This window comes from Bacillus sp. 95MFCvi2.1 (genome assembly GCF_000374965.1).
GTDB classification, from domain to species: Bacteria; Bacillota; Bacilli; order Bacillales; family Bacillaceae_G; genus Bacillus_A; species Bacillus_A pseudomycoides.
Window position 1 is genome coordinate 318643 of record NZ_KB895692.1, and the last position, 24040, is coordinate 342682.

The 24040-nt window shown below is 38.3% G+C and carries 26 protein-coding genes and 2 other annotated features; of the genes, 10 read left to right on the top strand and 16 right to left on the bottom strand.

All coding sequences use genetic code 11. The features are described from left to right. Position 1: 1 nt before the first annotated feature. Genes trpB through trpE form a run of 6 tightly spaced genes read right to left on the bottom strand, consistent with a single transcriptional unit; the run spans position 2 to position 5586 of the window. Entirely contained in the window at positions 2-1195 is a 1194-nt protein-coding gene (gene trpB, locus C568_RS0107245) for a tryptophan synthase subunit beta (RefSeq protein ID WP_018781115.1), read from the bottom strand. A 2-nt stretch (positions 1196-1197) separates the two neighbouring features. Then, entirely contained in the window at positions 1198-1806 is a 609-nt protein-coding gene (locus C568_RS0107250) for a phosphoribosylanthranilate isomerase (RefSeq protein WP_018781116.1), read from the bottom strand. After that, complete coding sequence (trpC, locus tag C568_RS0107255) at positions 1803-2564, bottom strand: indole-3-glycerol phosphate synthase TrpC (RefSeq protein ID WP_018781117.1); 762 nt, start codon at positions 2562-2564, stop codon at positions 1803-1805. Before trpC ends, C568_RS0107250 begins: the two co-directional genes overlap by 4 nt. Further along, positions 2565-3590: an anthranilate phosphoribosyltransferase gene (gene trpD, locus C568_RS0107260; RefSeq protein WP_018781118.1), complete on the bottom strand. Its 1026-nt coding sequence runs from the start codon at positions 3588-3590 to the stop codon at positions 2565-2567. It abuts the gene before it with no gap. Next, on the bottom strand, positions 3587-4174 hold the full coding sequence (locus C568_RS0107265) for an aminodeoxychorismate/anthranilate synthase component II (protein WP_018781119.1): 588 nt from the start codon (positions 4172-4174) through the stop codon (positions 3587-3589). The genes trpD and C568_RS0107265 overlap by 4 nt, the downstream gene beginning before the upstream one ends. Continuing rightward, complete coding sequence (gene trpE, locus C568_RS0107270) at positions 4171-5586, bottom strand: anthranilate synthase component I (protein ID WP_018781120.1); 1416 nt, start codon at positions 5584-5586, stop codon at positions 4171-4173. Before trpE ends, C568_RS0107265 begins: the two co-directional genes overlap by 4 nt. Positions 5587-5638: 52 nt before the next feature. Continuing rightward, positions 5639-5884 (bottom strand) — a binding site (T-box leader). A 49-nt stretch (positions 5885-5933) separates the two neighbouring features. Further along, positions 5934-6172 (bottom strand) — a binding site (T-box leader). A gap of 305 nt (positions 6173-6477) precedes the next feature. Here trpE and putP point away from each other — a divergent pair. After that, positions 6478-7944 (top strand): sodium/proline symporter PutP, encoded by a 1467-nt coding sequence (putP, locus tag C568_RS0107280; protein WP_018781122.1) that lies wholly within the window; start codon positions 6478-6480, stop codon positions 7942-7944. A 177-nt stretch (positions 7945-8121) separates the two neighbouring features. Next, positions 8122-8511: an Ig-like domain-containing protein gene (locus C568_RS0107285; protein WP_029427011.1), complete on the top strand. Its 390-nt coding sequence runs from the start codon at positions 8122-8124 to the stop codon at positions 8509-8511. 41 nt (positions 8512-8552) lie between these two features. Here the strand turns inward: C568_RS0107285 and C568_RS0107290 are convergent, their stop codons facing one another. From C568_RS0107290 to C568_RS0107300, 3 genes are all read right to left on the bottom strand, one after another. Continuing rightward, positions 8553-9671: a glycosyltransferase gene (locus tag C568_RS0107290; RefSeq protein ID WP_018781124.1), complete on the bottom strand. Its 1119-nt coding sequence runs from the start codon at positions 9669-9671 to the stop codon at positions 8553-8555. A 288-nt stretch (positions 9672-9959) separates the two neighbouring features. Further along, positions 9960-10145, bottom strand: a complete 186-nt coding sequence (locus C568_RS32700) for a PH domain-containing protein (RefSeq protein ID WP_331271559.1) — start codon at positions 10143-10145, stop codon at positions 9960-9962. 11 nt (positions 10146-10156) lie between these two features. Continuing rightward, positions 10157-11068, bottom strand: coding sequence for a DMT family transporter (locus C568_RS0107300; protein WP_018781126.1), 912 nt, complete (start codon positions 11066-11068; stop codon positions 10157-10159). Positions 11069-11434: 366 nt separating this feature from the next. Here C568_RS0107300 and C568_RS0107305 point away from each other — a divergent pair, with 366 nt between their 5' ends. From C568_RS0107305 to C568_RS0107325, 5 genes are all read left to right on the top strand, one after another. Next, positions 11435-12166 carry an alpha/beta hydrolase gene (locus tag C568_RS0107305; protein ID WP_006093975.1) on the top strand — a complete coding sequence of 244 codons (732 nt, stop codon included), beginning with the start codon at positions 11435-11437 and terminating at the stop codon, positions 12164-12166. 92 nt (positions 12167-12258) lie between these two features. Then, the gene (locus C568_RS0107310; protein ID WP_018781127.1) at positions 12259-12777 is read left to right on the top strand and encodes a YjcG family protein; all 519 of its coding nucleotides are present in this window, start codon (positions 12259-12261) and stop codon (positions 12775-12777) included. 1 nt (position 12778) lies between these two features. Beyond that, on the top strand, positions 12779-13201 hold the full coding sequence (locus C568_RS0107315) for a GNAT family N-acetyltransferase (RefSeq protein WP_018781128.1): 423 nt from the start codon (positions 12779-12781) through the stop codon (positions 13199-13201). A gap of 101 nt (positions 13202-13302) precedes the next feature. After that, entirely contained in the window at positions 13303-15366 is a 2064-nt protein-coding gene (locus tag C568_RS0107320; RefSeq protein WP_018781129.1) for an ATP-dependent helicase, read from the top strand. A 162-nt stretch (positions 15367-15528) separates the two neighbouring features. Next, positions 15529-15996, top strand: coding sequence for a CotY/CotZ family spore coat protein (locus tag C568_RS0107325; protein WP_006093972.1), 468 nt, complete (start codon positions 15529-15531; stop codon positions 15994-15996). A gap of 232 nt (positions 15997-16228) precedes the next feature. Here C568_RS0107325 and C568_RS0107330 read toward each other — a convergent pair whose 3' ends face one another. Both C568_RS0107330 and C568_RS0107335 read right to left on the bottom strand, forming a co-directional pair. Next, entirely contained in the window at positions 16229-16426 is a 198-nt protein-coding gene (locus C568_RS0107330; protein ID WP_003195959.1) for a hypothetical protein, read from the bottom strand. Positions 16427-16539: 113 nt separating this feature from the next. Further along, positions 16540-16899 (bottom strand): DUF1360 domain-containing protein, encoded by a 360-nt coding sequence (locus C568_RS0107335; protein ID WP_018781130.1) that lies wholly within the window; start codon positions 16897-16899, stop codon positions 16540-16542. A gap of 201 nt (positions 16900-17100) precedes the next feature. On the opposite strand from C568_RS0107335, the gene C568_RS0107340 reads away from it, so the two are divergent. Then, positions 17101-17595, top strand: coding sequence for a CotY/CotZ family spore coat protein (locus tag C568_RS0107340; protein ID WP_003195957.1), 495 nt, complete (start codon positions 17101-17103; stop codon positions 17593-17595). A 66-nt stretch (positions 17596-17661) separates the two neighbouring features. On the opposite strand, the gene C568_RS0107345 is transcribed toward C568_RS0107340, so the two are convergent. Then, complete coding sequence (locus C568_RS0107345) at positions 17662-18339, bottom strand: CotO family spore coat protein (RefSeq protein ID WP_018781131.1); 678 nt, start codon at positions 18337-18339, stop codon at positions 17662-17664. 246 nt (positions 18340-18585) lie between these two features. Between C568_RS0107345 and C568_RS30510 the strand changes: the two genes are divergently transcribed. Together C568_RS30510 and C568_RS0107355 are read left to right on the top strand one after the other, a co-directional pair. Beyond that, entirely contained in the window at positions 18586-19233 is a 648-nt protein-coding gene (locus tag C568_RS30510; RefSeq protein WP_018781132.1) for an exosporium glycoprotein BclB-related protein, read from the top strand. 415 nt (positions 19234-19648) lie between these two features. Continuing rightward, positions 19649-20617 carry a hypothetical protein gene (locus tag C568_RS0107355; RefSeq protein ID WP_018781133.1) on the top strand — a complete coding sequence of 323 codons (969 nt, stop codon included), beginning with the start codon at positions 19649-19651 and terminating at the stop codon, positions 20615-20617. Positions 20618-20713: 96 nt separating this feature from the next. On the opposite strand, the gene rfbD is transcribed toward C568_RS0107355, so the two are convergent. Genes rfbD through C568_RS0107375 form a run of 4 tightly spaced genes read right to left on the bottom strand, consistent with a single transcriptional unit; the run spans position 20714 to position 23843 of the window. Then, the gene (rfbD, locus tag C568_RS0107360) at positions 20714-21556 is read right to left on the bottom strand and encodes a dTDP-4-dehydrorhamnose reductase (RefSeq protein WP_018781134.1); all 843 of its coding nucleotides are present in this window, start codon (positions 21554-21556) and stop codon (positions 20714-20716) included. 6 nt (positions 21557-21562) lie between these two features. Next, the gene (rfbB, locus tag C568_RS0107365) at positions 21563-22534 is read right to left on the bottom strand and encodes a dTDP-glucose 4,6-dehydratase (RefSeq protein WP_018781135.1); all 972 of its coding nucleotides are present in this window, start codon (positions 22532-22534) and stop codon (positions 21563-21565) included. Continuing rightward, positions 22531-23097 (bottom strand): dTDP-4-dehydrorhamnose 3,5-epimerase, encoded by a 567-nt coding sequence (gene rfbC / locus C568_RS0107370; RefSeq protein WP_018781136.1) that lies wholly within the window; start codon positions 23095-23097, stop codon positions 22531-22533. The genes rfbB and rfbC overlap by 4 nt, the downstream gene beginning before the upstream one ends. Then, positions 23094-23843: a sugar phosphate nucleotidyltransferase gene (locus C568_RS0107375; RefSeq protein ID WP_018781137.1), complete on the bottom strand. Its 750-nt coding sequence runs from the start codon at positions 23841-23843 to the stop codon at positions 23094-23096. The genes rfbC and C568_RS0107375 overlap by 4 nt, the downstream gene beginning before the upstream one ends. Positions 23844-24040 lie beyond the last annotated feature (197 nt).

The window sequence follows — 24040 nt, forward strand, 5'->3', positions numbered from 1 at the left end:
TTTACACCTCTTCCATATAACGTTTTATACTTTCAACATCTTTATCACCGCGGCCCGATAAACAAATGACAAGTCCTTCATCTTGCTTCATTGTAGGCGCAAGTTTTAATGCATACGCCACTGCGTGTGAACTTTCTAATGCCGGGATAATTCCTTCTTTTTTCGTTAGTAACTGGAATGCAGCTAGCGCTTCGTCATCTGTAATTGAGTTGTAAGAGACACGGCCAATATCTTTTAGCAGACTATGTTCTGGCCCAACTCCAGGATAATCGAGCCCTGCTGAAATGGAGTGCGCCTCTTGAATTTGTCCTTCTTCATTTTGAAGGAGATACATCATCGAACCATGAAGGACGCCAACGCTTCCTTTTGTTAATGTTGCTGCGTGCTTCTCTGTATGAATCCCTTTACCTGCTGCTTCTACGCCGTAAAGAGCAACTTCTTTATCATGTACAAACGGATAAAACATTCCCATTGCATTACTTCCACCGCCGATGCAAGCAACAACTGCTTCTGGTAATTTCCCTTCTAGCGCTTCATATTGTCTCTTCGTTTCTTTCCCGATTACACTTTGAAAATCACGTACAATTTGCGGGAATGGATGCGGTCCAAGAACAGATCCCATAATATAGTGCGTATCGTGCACATGTGCAACCCAGTAACGAAGCGCCTCGTTTACTGCATCTTTTAATGTTCCACTACCTGCTGCGACACTTTCCACTTTCGCTCCTAATAGTTCCATTCTGAAGACGTTTAACTTTTGACGTTTTACATCCTCTTCTCCCATAAAAATGACGCACTCTAAACCGAGTAAGGCGCATACCGTCGCCGTTGCAACCCCGTGCTGTCCAGCTCCTGTTTCAGCTACAACCTTTTTCTTACCCATTCTCACTGCAAGAAGCGCTTGCCCAATTGTATTGTTAATTTTATGAGCTCCTGTATGATTTAAATCTTCACGCTTTAAATAAATCTTTGCCCCGCTGCAATACTTTGTCAGATTCTCAGCAAAATAAAGTGGTGTTTCTCTTCCAACATACGTTTGTAAATAATGCTCTAATTCTTGTTGAAATGCTTCATCTTGCATCGCTTCTTTATACGCTTCTTCTAATTCTAAAACAGATTGCATAAGTGTTTCTGGAACGTAACGTCCTCCGTATATACCGTAGTGACCTTTTTCATCTGGATATGCATATTGCATGTTTAACACTCCTTCGCTTTTCTAATAAATTGTTTTATTTTCTCGCTATCTTTCTTGCCATCCGTTTCTACTCCGCTGCTGACATCTACCATATACGGCTTAACAGTTTCAATCGCTTCTTTAATGTTTTCAATGTGTAATCCACCAGCTAAAATACACTTTTTACGAATTTCATTTGGCATATCATCTAGCAACTTCCATGAAAATATTTTGCCATTTCCACCATGAAACTTTTCTTTCGGGCTATCAAATAAGAGAAAATCAGCTTCATAGTCTGGTGATTGCTCTATATCTTCGCTCGAATGTACACCAATCGCTTTTATAGACGGAATATTCAATCTTCTGATATGATGATTTCCTTCATCCCCATGCAGTTGTACATGTGTTAAACCACAATCATTTACAATTTTCTGAATGACTTCTACCGATTCATTTACAAAAACACCAACTTTCATTACATCAGCTGGAAGCTCATCAATAATCTGTTTTGCTCTTTCAGGTGTAATTTCCCTTTTGCTTTTCGCAAATACAAATCCAATAGCATCTGCGCCGTATTCACACGCTTTCTTTGCTGTTTCTACATCGGTAATGCCGCAAATCTTTACTTTCACGTTGTCACCTTCAGTGATTGAAAGAAGTCTCCTACAGAAGGTGCAGTCATCAGCGCTTCCCCAACAAGAATTCCTTTTGCACCTGCCCGCTTCACACGTACGATATCTTCTTCCGTATGAATACCACTCTCACTAATCCAAAGCATATTTTCTTCATTCAATCGTTTCCCTAGATTTTCTGTCGTACTCAAATCCACTTCAAATGTTTTCAAATTCCGATTGTTTATTCCAATCACATGAGGATTTAATGCTAGTGCTACCTCTAATTCTGTCTCATTGTGAACTTCTACAATTGCCTCTAATCCTACTTTTTGCACGTATGCATATAACTCTCGTAGTTTTTCTTCTGATAGTGCAGCAACGATAAGTAAAATGAGATCCGCTCCAGCTTCATATGCCCGATCAATTTGAATTGTATCGATAATAAAATCTTTACATAGAAGCGGAATATTACTATTTGCTCGTGCTGTTTCTAAATCTTGAAAAGATCCTTTAAAAAACTGTTCATCCGTTAAAACAGAAACTGCTCCGGCGCCACACTCTTCATACATTTTTACTTGCTTTGGTACATCTACATGTAAATGAATATCACCTTTAGATGGAGAAGCTCGCTTCACTTCAGCAATCACTGTAAATTTCTGCAGTGCTTCTATAAGAGAGTGTGACTTCCGTTGTTTCTTCACCGGCGTATATGTTTTATACAACGCTTCTACCTCTTTTTTCTTCTGCTGAACAATCTTTTCTAAAATGGTTTCCATTTAATTCACCCTCTCTAATCTTTTATTACTTGCACTAATTAATAGATTCAATTTTGATAACGCTTTTCCAGAATCAATACTTTGAGCTGCAATATGAATGCCTTCTTCAATTGTCCCTGCTTTTCCATTTGCAAAAAGTGCAAGACCTGCATTGAGTAGAACCGTATCACGGTATACACTCTTTTTCCCCTCTAGTACTTGCAGTGTAATATTCGCATTTTCTTTTGCATTTCCACCTCGGATTTCTTCATTGCTCACACGAGAAAATCCATATTCTTCTGGAATAATACTCTCTTCTATAATTTTGTTATCCTTTAAAATCACTACATGATTTTCCCCTTGCAGAGATGCTTCATCTAAAAATCCGCTCCCATTTACAACAAGCGCTTGTTTTCTACCAAGCTTTTGCAATACCTCTGCTACAGGCATTAGCATATCTCGTTTGTATATGCCAACAAACTGCGTTTCTAAATCAATCGGATTTGTAAGAGGACCAATTAGATTAAAAATGGTCGGTACATTTAGCTCTTTTCTTATTTTCATAATGCGTTTAAGTGCTGGATGCATAGCTGGTGCAAATAGAAATGCGATACCAACCTTTTCTAATAAGTAGTCAATTTCTCTTGGCGTACATGCAATATTGACACCAAGTTCTTCTAATAAATCCGCACTCCCTGTTTTACTAGAAACCGCGCGATTCCCATGTTTCGCCACCTTCACACCAGCCCCGGCAAGTACGAAAGCAGATGTTGTACTAATGTTGAATGTTTGTGCACCGTCTCCGCCCGTCCCGCAATTATCCATTGCTCCTTTTATATGACTTGCAAATGGTAATGCCTTTTCCCGAAGAGCACGAACGAGGCCATATATTTCATCAGAAGTTTCACCCTTTGCCTTTAACAATGCTAAAAAAGCTGCAATTTCACTTTCTAATATATCTTCACTTAAGAGCACAAGGCCTGCTTCATACATTTCCTGTTCCGTTAAGTTCTGTCCATCTACTAATTTCCGAAGATAACTATTCATTCTCGCTCCTCCTCTTTCACACTGGATAAAAATGCACGGATTAATTTTCCGCCCTCTTCAGTCGCAATTGACTCTGGATGAAACTGCAATCCGAAGAGTGGATAATAGTTATGGCGAACTGCCATAATTTCCCCATCATCCATCGCTGTTGCTAATACATCAAAACATTTTGGAATCGTATGCTTCGCCGCTACGAGTGAATGGTAGCGCATCGCAGTTAACGGTTGCGTGACATATGAAAATATCGATGTGCCATTATGCTTTACACGTGATGTTTTCCCATGTTTTATATGCTCTGCTCTTACAATTTCCCCGCCAAATGCTGAAACAATCGCTTGGTGTCCAAGGCAAATGCCAAGGATCGGAATTTGTTTATAAAAATGTTGAATCACCTGGGTGCAAATCCCTGCATCCTCTGGTTTTCCTGGTCCTGGTGAAAGAATAATTGCTTTTGGCTTCATTTCTTCGAGTTCTTGAATCGTCACTTTATCATTTCGCAGTACAACAATCTCTTCCTCATATGCCCCTAACAATTGATACAAGTTATAAGTGAATGAATCATAGTTATCGATGAGTACAATCATTTCATTACCTCCAAAAGCGCCTTTGCTTTATTTAATGTCTCTTCATATTCAGCAATTGGATCTGAATCATAGACAATACCTGCTCCCGCCTGCACATATGCTGTCTGGTCTTTTACAACCATTGTGCGAATCGCAAGCGCCATATCAAGGTTTCCAGAAAAAGCCATATATCCTACTGCTCCGGCGTATACATTTCTTTTTTCCGTTTCTAATCCGTTTATAATTTCCATCGCCCTAATTTTCGGTGCCCCGGATACAGTGCCAGCCGGCAAACAGTAGGCTAGTGCATCAAAACAATCCATTTGTTTTCGCAATGTTCCGGAAACTTCAGATACAATATGCATGACATGTGAGTACTTTTCTACTTTCATATACTTATCTAGCCCAACAGAACCGACTTCGCTCACCCGCCCGATATCATTTCTTCCTAAATCTACAAGCATCATATGTTCTGCACGCTCTTTCTCATTTGCTAAGAGCTCTTTTGCTATCTCTTCATCTTCCTGCTTTGTTTTTCCGCGTGGCCTTGTTCCTGCGATTGGATTTGTCATCACTTTTTCATTTCGTACAGAAAGTAAACTTTCTGGTGAGGAACCAAGTACAACATAATCTTGGAAATCAATATAAAACATATACGGTGATGGATTTGCAATCCGAAGTTTTCGATATAATGCAAATGAATCGCCTATAAATTCACTTTGCAATCTCTGAGATAATACAACTTGAAAAATATCACCAGCTCGAATGTATTCTTTTGCCTTCTCCACCATTTCGCAAAACTTTTCTTCTGTTATAGAAGAAGTAAAGGATAGAGAAGGCTGTATTTCTTTCACTTGTTCTTCTCCATGTAAGACATCTTGTTTATATGCCTGCAATCTCTCGTGAACTTCTTCAAAAGAGTCCGTATCTTCTCCCCTGCATACATATACAAACGATAGTTTCTGGCGTAAATGGTCGTATACAATAAACTCTCGGTACAGTAATACATGAACTTCCGGAATATCGACCGGATCAAACAGTTCTTCCCCAATGTCTTCATATTGCCGAATAACATCATAACCAATATATCCAACTGCTCCTCCGCAAAATGGAAATGGGCTTTCTACCTCTGATGGCGCAAGGGCTTTTTCCAATGCTTGTAATACATTTTCTTCTATCTGCTTCGTTCTACCATTTATCGTAATCTCTACCGCCGCGCCACTACTTTTGATTTCTCCGTATGGATCACATCCTAAATAAGAATAACGTCCCTTATCTTGATGAAGCTGCGAGCTTTCGAGTAAAAATTTTTTCTCACCTTTCATCTGGCGATATAAAGCAATTGGCGTTACACTATCTCCTTCTTCTTCATCAATTACCAAAAATGATTTTCCTTGTCTCTTTTGCATATTAAATTGTTCTTTCGTTATCATGTCTGTCACCTCACTATTGAAAATAAAAAAAGTCCTCTGCATATCGGAATATGCAGAGGACGATAAATTTACCGTGGTACCACCTCTTATTGGATGCAGAAGCATCCCTCTTTATTCAGGTACAAATATATACCTTATCCTTGTAACGGCGGAACCCGGGTTGCCTACTTATTTAGAATCTGTTCAGCATACCTCTCGTAAGCCCATTCCGCATATGGCACCGCACCGGGCTCCCACCTATCCCCGGCTCTCTGGAACGTCTCCAATATACGTACTCTTCTTACTTAAACGATTTAGTTTATTCAGTTCATTTATTTTTATACACAAAAAGGGAGTACTCATCCTATAGAAAGGACGGGTACTCCCGTGGTGCCACCTTAATTCGTTACAAATGTAACGCACTTTGCCGTATCAAAAGTTAATACGTGTCTCTTGTATCGATGAGATCATGTCGCCAAAGCCTACTTCTTTCGGTTCGGTTTGGAAGCTCCGAAGGCCATTCCATATTAATTCCATACTGATTCGCACCAACCATCAGCTCTCTGACATGTTCATAATACGTACTCTTCTTCATCAACGCTTGCATTTTTTAAGTTGAAATCATTATATGCCGTTCCTTTTTCATAAGTCAATACTTTTTAAAAATTTTTATTTATTTCTCAGCTCAATATTATATTGACAAAACAACCTATTTCTATGTAAATATAATAAATACCCTATTAAAATTAAGGTTTTTTGTCAGAAAATTATATATTCGAAAAATGAACCAATGTCAAAAAACGCTTACATTTCAGAAAATTCGTATTTGTATATGGATTTTCTGAAATAATCATGATAGATTATAATTATGCAAAGTTCATCAAAAGACATTACAAAAGGAAGGGGAACTACATGAGTACGCAGATGTTAATTTTAATTTCTATCTCTATCTACATGCTCGGGATGCTAGTCATTGGCTATTTTGCCTATAAACAAACATCCAACTTAACAGATTATATGCTTGGCGGGCGTACACTAGGCCCCGCAGTAACAGCATTAAGTGCGGGAGCAGCTGATATGAGCGGCTGGCTGTTAATGGGATTACCCGGTGCAATGTTTAGCGTTGGATTAAGTAGTAGCTGGATTGCGATTGGCCTAACACTTGGCGCATACGCAAACTGGATCTATGTCGCTCCTCGCTTACGTACCTACTCAGAAATTGCAAACAATTCTATTACTATTCCAGAATTTTTAGAGCATCGTTTCCATGATGCATCTCATATGCTACGTCTTGTTTCTGGACTTGTTATTATGATCTTTTTCACATTTTATGTAGCTTCAGGATTCGTCTCAGGTGCTGTACTATTCGAAAATTCATTTGGCTTAAATTATCATGTTGGACTACTTATTGTTGGAAGCGTTGTTGTAGCTTACACATTATTTGGTGGCTTCTTAGCTGTAAGTTGGACAGACTTCGTTCAAGGAATCATCATGGTGGTTGCTCTTATCCTTGTTCCGGTCGTAACAATTATGAATGTAAACGGCCTTGGACCAGCATTTGATACAATTAAATCTATTGACCCAGCGCTATTAGATATTTTTAAAGGAACATCCGTATTAGGTATTATTTCATTATTCGCCTGGGGTCTTGGTTATGCTGGACAACCTCATATTATCGTTCGCTTTATGGCCATCTCTTCTGTCAAAGAAATCAAAAGCGCACGCCGAATCGGTATGAGCTGGATGATTTTCTCTGTAGTAGGAGCTATGTTTACTGGTCTTATCGGTATCGCTTACTATTCAAAAGCGGGATTAAAGCTCTCTGACCCAGAAACAATTTTCGTTGAACTAGGTAACATTTTATTCCATCCACTAATTACTGGATTTTTATTAGCAGCTATTTTAGCGGCTATTATGAGTACAATCTCTTCTCAGCTTCTTGTTACATCAAGTGCAGTAACGGAAGATATATATCGAACATTCTTTAAACGTTCTGCATCTGATCGTGAGCTTGTATTTGTTGGTCGTATGGCCGTTCTTGTTATCGCACTTATTGGTTGTGGATTAGCATTTAAACAAAACGACACAATCCTAGCGCTTGTTGGCTATGCTTGGGCTGGATTTGGTTCTTCATTTGGTCCTGTCGTTTTACTAAGCTTATACTGGAAACGTATGACAAAATGGGGCGCGTTAGCTGGAATGATCGCTGGTGCTGCAACTGTTATCACGTGGACACAATTTAAGTTTTTAAAAGATTTCCTATATGAAATGATTCCAGGTTTCACAGCAAGCTTACTAGCAATTGTTATCGTTAGTTTACTAACAAAACCTTCAAAAGAAGTTGAAAAGCAGTTCGAGGAATTTGAGAAAACTGCATAATATTTTTTAAAAAAGGAACCTCCGCTTTCATCATAAAAGCGGAGGTTCCTTTTTTTATTCATTGTTCGACAATTCTCTCCTTGAAATTAACAATTTCTTTATATTTCGTTAAATCTACCATAACACTACTTCGTTATAGTATGAGTATCAACACTTATACAGAAAGGAGACTTTAGAATAATGGCATCACTACAACACCAAAATTCAAAAAAACTATCACTTATTACAAATTCTTCTTGTCCAAACATACAGTCAAAACCTCAAATTTCACTCGCTCCTTCTGTTGTATCTGTAATTGGTGTGCATATACAAAAAAATAAATTAAAAATAAAAGTAGGACAAAGCGCTGAATTATCTGCTTCTGTTCTCCCAGTTCAAGCAACAAATCAAGGGCTTATATGGACAAATATGAATCCTGACGTCATAACAGTCCATGCAGATGATGACAAAGCAATCATAACTGGAAGAAACCCTGGACGAGCAGTCATGATTGTAACAACTGCTGAAGGGAAATTTCGAGATTTATGTGTTGTTCATGTTCAGCCTTATATGACAAATCCGAATTGAACTCGCCCCCACTTTATTAAAGTGGGGGCGTTCAATTTTATTTAGTCTTGTGATTTAAAATAATCATGTGCCTTTTCTGCTAACATCTTGCGTTCCTCTGGCTTGTGGAGATAATCAAGAACGGTCTCAGCGATATTCTCATGAGAAACAAAAACAATTCCCGGCCACTCTACTTCATCTTCAGGGCTACTAGATTCAGAAATAATAAATTTATGATTCGCGACAGCGTGAGAAACTCTCGGTGTTTCAAGAATACCAGTTAAGTAGTAGTGTATGTTTAAAATAATTTTGGATCTTACTATAAGTTCATTTCTGAGAATTCCCCATACATTGCTTTTAAAAATAATATTTAAATCTGGTGCAAGCTTTTTTAACTGATCAAAAACTGCTTGACGGCGTCCATTCATAGCACCGATAAACAATACATCAATATCTTCAGAGATAGGCTTTATAAAAGTATCTGTTTTAATTTTTAAAGTAGGAGCATACTTCATTTTGACACGTTTCACTTCTTTTCCTAATTCTTTCTTTTTCAACCAAGCAATATTTTGAGGACTGTAATCCCACACTATCCTGTTTTTTAATATATTACGATAAATAATATTATCATACGGACACCCATCATATAGCTGCTCTAAATTATAAATAATCACATCTTCTGGAATCTTAACAGGAGTATGGACATATGAATGTGCACCAAAAACTATTGTATTATTCGCGTTTGTTAATAATGTTTCTGATATAATTGCCGTTTTCCCCTGCTGTTCTAACTTCCACTTTAAAGCTCTAGCAACATCTATAAAACTCCCATACGTATATGGCCATATGTAAAGACAATAGTCATAATAACTGTTGAAATACGCTTCAAATGCTTCCACATTATTTTGGTAAAGAACTACTTCAGGATGCTCAGCCAGAAGTTTATCGGCATATTTTTTCCCAACCTTATACAATCCCGCATAGTACGCTGATATACATTTTTTCAGCTCAACAGCCTCTCTTTGACTCGGTGACAACTCCATTTCAAGAAGAATACCTGCAAGCAAAAAGGCTTTCAAATGATCTCGATCATAATAATATTCTAATGCAGGTAATAGTTCATTGGGTGTATTACCATGTACTGAAGCTCCTAGTTCAACAGCCCATCTAATTAATTCCATTTTCTTTCCGCTCTCCCTTCTGAGAACAAATTACATAAATTTTACATAAAAGACAAATATGATTCCTTTTACTATTTATGAAAATTTCGTTTTGGTTATTCGACTTTTCATGCAATTAATATAAGTATCAACTTCACATCCCATATAGCCAGTAAATATTAAGTTTTAATATCAAAATATAAAGTGAAACTTTAATCAGTGGGAAGTCTTCATCCCCCGCCTCTCTTCCTCGTTTTCCCCTGTATCTTGAGTGAATAAAAATAAGAGTGGCCCTTGAGACCACTCTTATCAATCGTTCATTATATGATTTTCTACTTCAATTTGCGGATGAATGCTTTTTAGCAAAGAAACAAATTGTTGCTTATCTCGAGGGAAAACAATGGCTGTTTCAAATTGAGGACCATGAAGTATTTCAAGTCTGTCAAAAGACAGTGCCTGAGCTGCTAGGAATTCTCCTAGCAGCTTACTAACTATCTATAAATACACTACAGCTCTTGCGTAACTGCTGCGCTGTGTACTGGTTCTTTCTGCACGCGCTTTTGCTGCTGCAACAAGAAAATAAATACACCGAACAATACGAGAATACTTCCGATAATTTGCATCATATTTAACTTCTCACCAAGCAAGAAAAACGCAAGTACCGATGCTCCAACAGGCTCTCCTAAAATACTCATTGAAATCGTTGTGGCATTCACATAATTTAATAGCCAGTTATTAATCATATGTGAAGCGGTTGGTACAATCGCAAGCAAACTGAAAATCCACCAGTCCCACGTAGAATATCCTGTAAACGGCACACTCATGATTACGTTATAAATAGCGATAAATATTCCCGCAAATGCAAACACGGTAAAGCTATAAATCCAGTGCGAAACTTTTTTTACCGTTGTTTGCCCAATGAATAAATAACCAACAACTGCAATTACACTTAAAAAGGATAAAATATCCCCGAATATCGCTTCTCTGCTTAACCCTAAATCTCCCCATCCAATGCACATTACACCAAGGATAGCAATCCCCATTGTGGCAATGGCTGAATACGTCGTTCTTTCTTTAAACAGAAAAAAACCTCCAACTAATGATACGATTGGCTGAAGCGCTAAAATGATAGTCGAACTAGCAACAGTTGTAAACTTTAAAGATGCAAACCATAAAAGGAAATGCAGTGCTAAAAAGAATCCTGATCCTATTAAAAAACACCAATCTCGCGTTTGAATTCTGCGAAATTCTTCGCGTTTTTTCCAAACAATCGGAAGCATAAAGATTACAATAATCCATAACCGATACATGCTTAAAATTGAAAATGGTGCTGAGGACATCTTAACGAAAACAGCTGCAAATGAAATAGCTATAATGGAAACTGCTAATGGTAGTGCAATTGATTTTTCTTGTTTCAAAGTTGCTTTACCCCTCTCTCTTTAAAAATCCCCACTTCATTATATATAAACCCAATTTAATCTTTCAACATATAAATCTTCGTTGCGAAAAACAAAAGGGAACCCACACTTACTGCCTCGTTTTGTTTTCACTTGGGATGTGGGCTGAATCGCTTCTAACCAGCGCCAGACCCTCTCTTCCGTCTAAAAAAAAGCTTTTACCTCAATCTTTCTTCCATCATATAAATACTAATTTTTTAGATTCTTCTTACCATTATGGTAAAATAGAAAATGAGAAGCACAGTAGTAGATGCATCCTTACATCTTCACTACCTGCGCTACCCTCACAGGGCAACTACAGCATATTTTTATTTAGGGGGATCATATATGAATCAAGCAACAGGGAGAATAGAAGAACTTTCATTTTACAGTACATCACTTCAAGAAGAGATTACACTTCTCGTCTATTTACCAGCTAATTACACGCCGCTGCACAAACACACCGTTGTAATTGCACAGGACGGGAGAGATTATTTTCAGCTTGGTAAAGCGCACCGCGTAATTGAACGTCTTCGTGAAAATGAAGAAATTGACCGAACAATTATTGTCGGTATTCCATATAAAAATGTTCACGATCGTAAAGAAAAATACTTTCCAAACGATGTAAAAAACAGCGCATATATTCGTTTCCTCGCCCACGAACTCGTTCCGTATATCGATGAAAATTATCCAACATACCAAATGGGCAAAGGTCGTGTATTAATCGGGGATTCTCTAGGCGGTACAGTGTCCTTTATGACAGCACTTATGTATCCGCATACATTTGGGAAAGTTGTTATGCAATCACCATTTGTTGATGAAACAGTGCTTAGCCTCGCAAAAGATTTTACAGAACCACACGCATTGGAAATTTATCATGTAATTGGGACGGAAGAAACCGCTGTAAAAAGAACGGATGGACAAGTTTCTGATTTTGTAGAGCCAAATCGCGAGCTGCATGCATTACTTACAGAAAGAAACTTCATCACACATTACGAAGAATTTGAAGGCAATCATACGTGGAAATATTGGCAAAATGATTTACCAAAAGCATTTTCTTATATTCTATCAATGAAATAATAGGAAGCAGTGTTCAGAATTATTTGATATAATAGAAAAAGAGATTTATTTTCTCGAAATCTAACTAGACTTACAAAGGGAGGAATATAAAGATGAAACTAGGCATTGTGATTTTTCCATCAAAAATGATTCAAGATAAAGCAAACGGATTGCGTAAGCGTTACGATCCGCATTATGCATTGGTTCCACCACATATCACATTAAAAACACCCTTTGAGGCACCAGATGAACAATTAGAAACGATTGTACAAGAACTACATGCAATTGCAAACAAAACAAATCCGTTTACCCTTCATGTTGGAAAGGTAAGCTCATTTGCACCTGTTAATAATGTTATTTATTTTAAAGTAGATAAAACACCTGAACTCACATTCTTAAACGAAGAAATGCATAAAGGATTCTTCACGCAAGAACGCGAGTACGCTTTTGTACCACACTTAACAATTGGACAACACTTATCAGATGCAGAGCATGCTGATGTACTAGGCCGCTTACGTATGAAAGACTTTTATTACGAGCAACCAATCGACCGTTTCCACCTTCTATATCAATTAGAAAATGAAACATGGACAGTATATGAAACATTCCATATTGGAAAGGGGAACAACTAATTTGCAAGCACAAATCGTACAAACAGACGAACAGCTAAGAGATGCATTCTCTGTACGTAAACAAGTCTTTGTTGAAGAACAACATGTGTCTGCCGAAGAAGAATACGATGAATTTGAAGAAACTTCTAAACACATCGTTATATATGATGAGGATATTCCAGTTGGGGCAGGTCGCTTTCGCATCGTTGATCGCATCGGGAAAATAGAACGGATATGCGTCCTCTCTTCTCATCGCAAAAAAGGAATCGGAAAAATCATTATGGACGCGCTCGAAGCATATGCGAAGGAAGAGTCGCTACCAAAATTGAAACTCCATGCCCAAACACAGGCTGAATCCTTTTATAAGAAACTCGGATATCAAACCGTTTCTGATGTATTTATAGAAGCTGATATACCACATGTTGTTATGATAAAAGAATTATGATTTTCTAAACAGGAGGTAACCCCCTCCTGTTTTTTACATTGCTATTTTCTTTTTCTTCCGCTAAAGTTAAAAGTTGATGCTATAGTTTTGAAGGTGAATATATGACTCAAGAAAAGTTTTCACAAAAATCATTAACACACGCTGACGTTCCGCAAGCAACATATCATATTCCAAAAACCTCTTCCCATTTAATTATGGAAAAGGATGCGGATGCTGCTTATTTCCGTGCTTTGGAACAGCAAGGCGTCCATTTAAATGAAAAACAATTAGAAGCAGTCAGAACGACAGAAGGTCCCGTTCTTACATTAGCTGGAGCTGGGAGCGGGAAAACATCTGTTTTAACAACTCGCGTTGGCTATTTAATTAATGTAAAAAATGTTCATCCACGCAACATTTTACTGCTTACGTTTACACAAAAAGCTGCTGAAGAAATTCGAAGCCGTGTAGCAAACTTACCTGGTATGAACCATGCTGCAAGCCGCTATGTTGTCGCAGGTACATTCCATTCCGTCTTTTTAAAATTACTTCGCAGTCAAGGATACAACCAGCAGATCTTAGCAAATGAAAAACATAAACAAATTATGATAAAAAAAATCTTAAAAGAATTGCGCTTAAAAGACGATTATGACGCTGAAACGATGCTCGCAATGATTTCACTCGAAAAAAACAAATTAAATCGTCCAAAAGATGTCCAAGCAAAAACACCCGTTGAACAAGAATTTCGTGAAGTGTATGAACGTTATGAAGATGTAAAACAAAGATATGGATATATAGACTTTGACGATATCTTACTAGAAACATTCTATATGCTTGAAAATAACGCACCTTTATTAACACAATTACAAAATAGATTCCATTACATTGAAGTCGATGAATTTCAAGATACGTCGTATGCGCAATATGAGATTGTAAAACTGTTAGCTTCGCCGCGAAATAATTTATTTATCGCGGGAGATGACGATCAAGCGATATATGGCTGGCGTGGTGCAAGCCATCAAATTATCTTATCCTTTCCAAAAGAATTTGATAATACAACCATTATTGCGTTAAATACAAATTATCGTTCTAATCCTTTTATCGTGGGGCTTGGAAACGAAGTGATTAAACTCAATCAAGAACGCTTTAAAAAAGAATTATATTCCGTTCATGAAGAAGGTATACAGCCATTTTATGCGCGTCCTGCAACTACTCTTGATGAAGCAAATCAAATCCTGCAACTCATTCAAGATAAAGTAGCGAGTGGCGAACGAGAATACAAAGACTTCTGTTTGCTGTATCGTACACATTCTGTCAGCCGTTCTTTACTTGACCAGCTTACAATTCATAAAGTTCCGTTTATTAAACACGGTGCAAGCCAATCGTTCTATGAGCATTCTTTAATTAAGCCCGTACTCGATCAGCTACGTCTCGCATATGAACCGTTTCAAATCGAATCGCTCTCAAGCATATTGCCGACGATGTATATCGGCCGTGATGAATGTATCTCATTTATTGAACGTGAACAATGGAAATACGGCGAAGGAAGATTCCCTTCCCTCCTGCATTTTCTATTGCTGAACCCGAGTTTAAAACCATTCCAAGTCAAAAAAATAAACGAACGAATTGACTTCATTAAATTCATTAAAGAATTAGAACCAAAGAAAGCACTAAAAGAAATTATTAAAGGTAAAGGTAAATACTTAGAGTACTTACAAAGTAATGACCGTTCTTCCTTTACGATGCATAAAGACATCCAAGAAGAAATGCTTGAAGAACTTATGGAATCAGCAACTCGTTTTACTGATATTCCTGCTTACTTAGAATTTATTAGTGCAGCTATTCAAAGCCAAAAAGAAATGGAAGCATTAAAAACAATGCAACAAAAAGATGCCGTATCTCTTATGTCCATTCACAATGCAAAAGGACTGGAATTCCCGTGTGTCTTTTTACTCGGAGCAAGCGATGGCATACTGCCTCATTCGTCTTCTTTAAAAGATGCAAATGACCGCGTAACTGACACATCTGAAGCGTTAGAAGAAGAGAGACGGCTTATGTACGTCGCCATCACGCGTGCAAAAGAAGAACTTTATATTTCCTCCCCGCAATTTTTTAGAGGAAAAAAATTAGATGTATCGAGATTTTTATATATTGCCCGGAAAGACTTACCAAAAAATCCAACACCTTAACATGTGGTGCTGGATTTTTTCATATCTTTCTCAAGTAATATCTGCTTATTGTCCAACACAATTTATAAAAATCTCCTAGACCTCACCTTTGTCCCCCGTAATATCAACTCTTCTCGACTCATATTCTAATAGTAAAAACTTGAGGATAGGGAAGTGAACAATATGACCTGTAATTCTAGCGACGAGCATGATACATACTTTGATGAAAGTTGTGTATGTAATATCGTCAAATTCATATATGAATTACAAGAATGTGCATCCACTGCTTATTTATCACAATATAATGCTCCATTCCTCCGTCCGCAATATACAGCAAAAGCAGCAAACACACGTCCATTTATTTTATTCACAAAATCAGGAGACCCATTTGAAGCATATGTTCCTTCTGCAAATAAAAATTGCCACTCTCCTATTTTCCGTGTAGAAAGTGTAGATGAAAATTGCTGCGCTGTACTTCGGGCATTAATCGTTATTATAGGTAAAGAACCTGACAAGAGCCCAAATTCCGTCTGTACTTATTTAACGATCCCGCATGCTAAATTACGTGCAACCTCTTCTTGTGTCACGGTTGATTTGCATTGCTTTTGTGGTATTCAATGTTTACGTGATGCATTTGTTACAAACTGCTGAATATATAACAGCATAGTATAACCTTTTAACATATAATTTTTCTTGTCCATTAACTTCCCGATTCTTCACCATAGTATCTCAATATGTCCGCAAAATTAACCCTTCGCTATATGCCCTGCTTTAAAGGTATATAACTCTCCGATGCAATATAGCTTCATTGTCTTATTACAAAAATTCCTTTTCATATATTTTCATACAAAACAAAAACACTCACGATAACATGAGTGTTTTTTCAACCTTGATTTTGTTGATTAGAAATGTTCTTTTTCTTACCACAATTACAACCCTTTTTCTTTACGAAGCCTTGTTGCTGTAATTGCTGCGCTTGCTGTTGTTGCTGCGCTTGTTCTTCCTGTAACTGTTGTTGCATTTGCTGCCACTGTTGCATATCATATGGATTTGGTTGCAGGTTATCTTCCATAACAAACATCTCCTCTGCTGTGCAATTCTATCTATTCACTATATGAACAGCCTTTCCTTTCTGTTCACCTATTTTTATGTTATTAAAGTCCGATTTTCCGACTAATCATCAGTTAAAAATCCCTATTCTTCAACAAATCTCCCAATTATCGTTTCAATAATAGCTGCTGCCCCTGCGAGTGCCAACAACGCTAATACAGGTTCTGCAACTTTAGGAATCCAATGATAAAAGAGAAGTAAAAATGCACTAATCCATACACCTGTACACCAATAACAACTTAACAATTCACCAATCCATTTTTGAATTCCAGTCCCCTTCACTTTCATATATGTAGACATAGTTCCATCGTGTTCTTGAATTTGTACTTCTTCAATAAAAGGAGAGCGTATAAAGCTGGTAATTTTATCGTATACAATGAGACGCGTAAACCGAAACACAGCTAACGAAAAAATAAAGAATAAAAACCAACTATTGAAGAACATTCTTCCCATCTCCTTATTTCCATTTACCGAAACATAAAGCATATCGCAGTATCCAACAAACGGAAGATTTTACTCTCCTTTAAATGAGGACAAATAAAGGCTTATCCTTGAAAAAAAAACATCCTATGAACCGTAACCGATTTGCTCCTATTTCAATACTCTAATAGTGTAAATGAAAACTAAATATAAGGAGTGAAATTCATGAGTTGTAAAGATGAAAGACATGATCATCACCATCACCGCTCAAACTGCGTATGTGACGTGGTAAAATTTATCGATGAATTACAAGATTGTGCTTCTTCCGCTTGCCCGACAGGCTGTGACGCTCCATTTTTAGGAGCAAATCAAGGTGCTAAATTCGCAAACACTCGCCCTTTTTTGTTATATACTACAGAAGGCGAACTTTTTTCTTCAGTATTCTTCCTAGAAAATGATCCTACAACACCAAATGATGATATCTGTGCACGTTCTCCTATTTTCCGCGTAGAGAGTGTAGATGATTGCTGTGCCGTATTACGGATATTAGTTCCACCTACACTTACACGAGAAACGTCCCAAACACCTGAGGATATTGTTTGTGCGTTTTTAAAACAAACAATACCACAATTAATCTCTACAAATTTATCCATCACAGTTGATTTAAATTGTTTCTGTGCTATTCAATGTTTACGTGATGTAAATGTTCCAGGCGTATAATCGCTTGATTAGAACAATTTGTAAAACTAAAAAACTATGAGGTGGTAGGTATTACTACCACCTTTTCTATATCCCCATAATTTGAATCGATACAATCTCTTCAAACTTCACATGAAATGTTTCAAATGTTTGTGGTGAATTAATAGATACATAACCATCTTCGTAATTGGTAATAAATCCTACGTATATATCCTTCTCTGCTATGACACGGCATTTTACATTTGGAATGTAATGCGGTCTATGCATAAAAAAATATATTTTCTCTTCATTGTTCATATCTTTAAACGATTTTCTCGTCAAATCCTTAAAAAAAACTTGAGATTTCCCATCCTTTTTTTCTTCCGCTTCCTCATCTATCACTTCTGTTAATTTTTCAGCTTCTTCTAGTCCCTCTGCCACATTTGTTACTTCTGTTACTTCTTCCACTTCTTCCACTTCTTCCACTTCTTCTACTTCTTCCACTTCTTCCACTTCTGCTACTTCCGCTAACTCAATACTTTCTGCAATATCTGAGCTTACTTGTTGATCTACCTCTTCATCCGATGTAACAGTTTCTTCTTGAATCAACTGTTCTACTTCGTCTTCTTTCACAACATTTTGCACGTTCTCCTTTTGTTCAGAAACGCTGTGATTCAATTTAATAATAAACGTTTGTTGTATACTTAACTTACCTTTCTCCAAATTAGGTTCCGCCGTATAAAGAAGCGGCTGGTTTTTTATCTCCTCAGTTTGTTTTTTAGTCAAGGTTCTCCCTCCTGTCAACAACACTTCTCTTCAAAGTATATTCCCAAAAGTGAAGAACTTGCTTTTAAATTTATCAATAATAAGGAATAGACATCATTTTTTATAGAAATATTTTAAGCTACAATGTGACAAAAAGAGGCATCCTATTTTCAAGAATACGCAGTACCCTTATTTTCTATCACTCATACAATGTATGGATGTTTATATTTTTATTAAATTTCATACAAAAGATGAGGAGGAACTAACTTGGATAGGTTTAATAAACATAACTGCATACCGCTTAATTGTTTATTTCCTTTACCTCAACCCGGACCGACTGGACCGACGGGGCCGACGGGGCCGGCTGGGACTGGCGCTGGGCCGACGGGGCCAACCGGGCCAACTGGTGGTGGTGCTATAGTTGCATTTTCATCTGGACTGACGCCAGCTAACATGACTGTTATGGGCCCTGGGTTAATTGGTATTCCGAGTTTCATTGGATTTGGAACTGCTATTTCTGGTTTGAACGTATTAGGTGATGATATAAACCTGTTGGGCTTAGTCAAGGAAGCATTTACCGTACCTCGTGTTGGAATTCTTGATTCAATATTTGCTAACTACACCGCGACAGGGTTTACTGTGCCTTCTACTGCAACCGTTCGAGCACAATTATACATCAATCGCGCTGTCAACAAGAATACCAACATATTTAATCCATTCGGGCCTTTGGTGACATTGGTTCCAGACATCGTAGGAATTGGAGCTTTCTTAAATGCTGATGGTAATGCAACCGGAATAAATTTACAGGTGAATCCAGGAGATCGTTTGCTAATGGTCTTTTCTTTATTAGGCGGTACTGGTTCTGTTGCTTCTCTTCTTACAGGCAACGCAAGTGCTGGCATTTCAATTCTTTAATTTAATCATCTCACCAACAAAATCAAAAGACATCGTTACACCTTTTCGACAAAAGAGGGAGATTCTAATCCAGTAAAGATTGAACTATTGACTTGGCGGGTAGGTATGAAAAAAGAGATGCTTTTTTCTTTATCTGTTCTCTTATCGCTGTCTGTGGCTATGATTAGAACAATCAAGAGGCTACGAAGATTCCAATATTCCTAAAGTGCATGTGTAATTCTTGTAAAACAATCAAATTTAGTCACCTCACAAGAAAACAAAGTAATTTAGAACTATTTCGGATTAAGACATGATTTTTTTTAAAGCGCCCCTATTTCGTAGAGAGTACCCAGTACCATTATCTTCTATTATTCATACAATGTATGGATGTTTATATTTTTATTAAATTTCATACAAAAGATTAGGAGGAATTAATTTGGATAGGTTTAATCAACATAATTGCATACCACTTAATTGTTTATTCCCTTTACCTCAACCCGGACCGACCGGACCAGCTGGGCCGACTGGACCGACTGGACCTGCCGGAACAGGTAATACTGGACCGACCGGACCGACGGGGCCGACTGGACCGACGGGGCAAGCTGGAACAGGTAATACTGGACCGACTGGACCGACCGGACCGACCGGGCCGACTGGACCGACCGGACCGACCGGGCCGACTGGACCGACGGGGCAAGCTGGAACAGGTAATACTGGACCGACTGGACCGACCGGGCCGACTGGACCGACTGGACCGACCGGGCCGACTGGACCGACCGGGCCGACTGGACCGACGGGGCAAGGGTGTTGTCCATGTAATAACTTACTCAACAATCCTGGATTTGATAATGCACCGACTGGGCAAGTAGATCCGGTTCCAGGTTGGAATCAATCACTGACAGGTGCCCTTGTAGTAAATAAGTCAGACGCTCACAGCGGCATTTTGCTTTCACCAACCGGTGGTCAACCACACGCTGAGAATCCAGCACTCCGCATCCAAGCCGTGCAACTTGAACCAGGTGCATTTATCAACCAACGAATCGATGTTCACCCAGGGTGTTGCTATACACTTTCCTTTGCCGCGGATATAAGGGATAATGCAATACTCGTAGCCTCCGTATCTTTCATAGAACTTGTTGAGGATTGTCCACCTACTATTTCGGAAATTATTTCAGAGCAGATCCCACACATTGTACCAGCTTCACCTGCACCTCAATCAGGCTTCCAACATTTCACTCTTGTTATATGTGTGCCTACTGATAAAGGATTGACAGATCCTACCGCTGCTTGTGTCACTTTCCAAAACGCTGCTGTAGTAGGCGGAACAGGAGCATCGGCCTTTGTTGACAATATCGTATTTCAACCTACCGGCGGACCTTGCGATGATCCATGCGGGCTGGATTAACGAAATGACGGCTCCTTAGTAGAGCTACCATTTCCGGGCTGTGGAGAAAGTCTTCTCCACAGCCTGTTTCGTGTTTGAATGCTTTTTCATCTGTCATTATGAAATCTCTATTATATATTCTCTCAGCGCTTCCTCCCATTGCCTCATAGGAACAAAACCATTCAATTCTAGGCACAGATGCTGTAAAACCGAATAGCGTGGTCTTTCTGCTTTCGCTCCATATTCTTCTGTTTTCACAGGGATGACTTTAACATCCGCTCCCATTTCCTGAAAAATACGAGTAGCAAACTTAAACCAAGAACATTCCCCCCGATTTGACACATGGTAGGTTCCATACTGATTCGTTTGTATCATTTCGCCGGTTTTACATACTAGATCTTTTGTATAAGTAGGACACCCAATTTGATCACACACAATACTTATCTCCTTTTTTGTCTGAGCCAACGTCTGCATTGTCCGCACAAAATTTGGACCTTCCCCGCCATACAGCCATGATGTTCTCATAATAAAGTACCGACTGTGAAAGTTTTTTACTGCTTCTTCCCCCGCTAGCTTGGAAGCACCATATACATTAAGAGGATTTGTTTGATCAAATTCGTGATAATCACGCGCTTGCATTCCATCAAATACATAATCAGTACTAAAATAAACAAGTTTCGCTCCTATTGCTTCCGAAGCTACCGCTATGTTCCTTGTCCCCAATGCATTTACAGCATATGCTTCTTTCCAACTTTCTTCAGCAGCATCTACTTTTGTATACGCAGCACAATGAATGACGATATCTGGATTTAGATTTTTTATAGTAGAGAAAACCGATGTTGCATCTGTAACATCTAATTCTTTTCTTGTAAAACTATAGAGTGTATCCCCTTTTTCTGTAAAATAAGCAATAAATTCTTTACCAAGCTGACCTCCTGCTCCTGTAACGAGTACTTTCACTTTATCTCACCTACTTTTCAGTGGTTTCCACCATTGCTCATTCTTCCTATACCAATCTATCGTATCCTCCAAGCCTTCTGTAAACGAATATATCGGCTTCCATCCCAGTTCCACCTGTAACTTAGACGAACCGATCGCATACCGCCAATCATGACCAAGGCGGTCTGGAACGAATGATATCATACTCTTTGATTTTCCGAGCTTTTCTAAAATCGTTTCCACAATCTCTATGTTTCTCTTTTCATTATTGCCTCCAACATTATATATTTCTCCGTCTCTCCCATTATGCAAAACTAAATCAATTGCCGTGCAATGATCGAATACATGAAGCCAATCCCGCACGTTTTGTCCCGTCCCATATACAGGAAGTTCCTTATCTTCCATTGCATTTGTAATCATAAGCGGAATGAGTTTCTCTGGATATTGATATGGACCGTAATTGTTAGAGCAGCGTGTAACAATTACAGGAAGTTTGTACGTTTCAAAATAAGAAAGAGCAATTAAATCCGAGCTGGCTTTACTAGAAGAATAAGGGCTATTTGGTGAGACAGGAGTCTCTTCTGTAAAATGACCATTTTCTCCTAGAGATCCGTACACTTCATCTGTTGAAATGTGAAGGAATCGCTGAATACCGAAAGTTTTAGCAGCTTCCAATAATACAGCTGTTCCTACTATGTTTGTCGTATAAAATTGCATAGGACCCTGTATACTTCTGTCTACGTGCGATTCCGCTGCAAAGTGCACAATACTATCAATTTTGTAATCTTGCATTACAGCTTGAATTTTCTTAGCATCTCTTATATCCCCTTGTATAAAGGTATAATTACTATGAGGCTCTATATCCTTGATACTAGATAAATTGCCAGCGTATGTTAACAAATCATAATTAATAACATGGCAATCAGGATACTTCTTGAGAAAATAACGGACAAAGTTACTACCGATAAATCCTGCTCCTCCTGTGACTAGTACATTCATGTCAATGTCTCCTTAAATTGAAAGTAATGAGTTGTTTCTGTAAATTTAGGCAACATGCCATCTTTTTCTGATAAAATTGGGTTACTAACGGGCCATGAAATAGCAAATTCTTCATCATCCCATGCGATTCCACTATCGCATGACGCTTCGTAAAATTCATCTACTTTATAATGTACAATTGTGTGAGGAACGAGTGTACAAAAACCATGTGCAAATCCCTTTGGTACAAGTAACAGTCGATGATTATCACCCGTTAGCAAAAATGATTGCCATTTCTTATAGGTTGGAGATCCCTTCCTCAAATCCACAATCACATCGAAAATCGCACCTTGTATAACCTGTACGAGCTTTGTTTGAGCTCTTGGTTCTAGCTGAAAATGCAGCCCTCTTATCACACCCGCTTCCTTTGAATACGATGTATTGTCCTGTACAAATTTGTGGTGAATACCGAGATGCCTCAGCACCTTTTCATTATAACTTTCCTTAAAATACCCGCGCGCATCATGAAACACACTCGGCTCAATGAACTTAACATCAGAAAGAGATGCAGGAATCGTCTTCAACTCTTCCCTCCCCCTCCATTAAACTCATCACCAAAATCTACATGTTGCGCTAATGTATTCGCTTTATACAGTGAAGAGTGCGTTCCGGCATCCGTCCACCATCCTTTCAGCGTATCGTAGGTAAGTACTCCTCTTGCCAAATACTCATTATTAATATCTGTTACTTCCAATTCTCCTCGATCAGAGGGTTTTAACTGGCTGATCATCGAAAACACACTGTTATCGTACATATAAATTCCGATTACAGCATAGTTGCTCTTTGGAGAAGCCGGTTTTTCTTCAATGCATACAATCTTACCATCTTGAATATGAGGAACCCCAAAACGACGCGGGTCATCTACTTCTTTTAATAAAATTCTGGCTCCTGCCCCTTGCTTTCTGTAATTTTCTACATACGGTTTCAAGCTGTCAGAAAAAACATTATCACCTAAAACGACAATCATCTTCCCATTTCCCACAAACGTTTCGCATAACCCAAGTGCTTCAGCAATTCCTCCCGCTTTCTCTTGTACACGATATGTGAAGGCCACCCCAAAATCAGCTCCACTGCCAAGAAAACTGACTACATCACCCATATGTTCTTTCCCGGTAATGACAATAATATCTGTAATCCCGCATTCCCGAAGCTTATATACCGAGTGATAAATCATTGGATAGCGACCGACGGGAAGCAAATGCTTATTTGTGACCTTTGTAATCGGGTACAATCGAGATCCAGTTCCACCGGCAAGGATAATCCCTTTCATTTTATCCCTCCCCCTTCAAACCATTTGTATTTTTGGTTCATACACTACACCCTTCAATTTTCATACATTATCAATTTAACCTTGTAAACTCTCTGCATACCCTATATATGTGCATAATGCTTTTCTATATTCCTCTTTATCTAATTCCTTGCTTTAAAGTTGATTACTTTCTGTTAAGGGACTACTAAACAACAAGA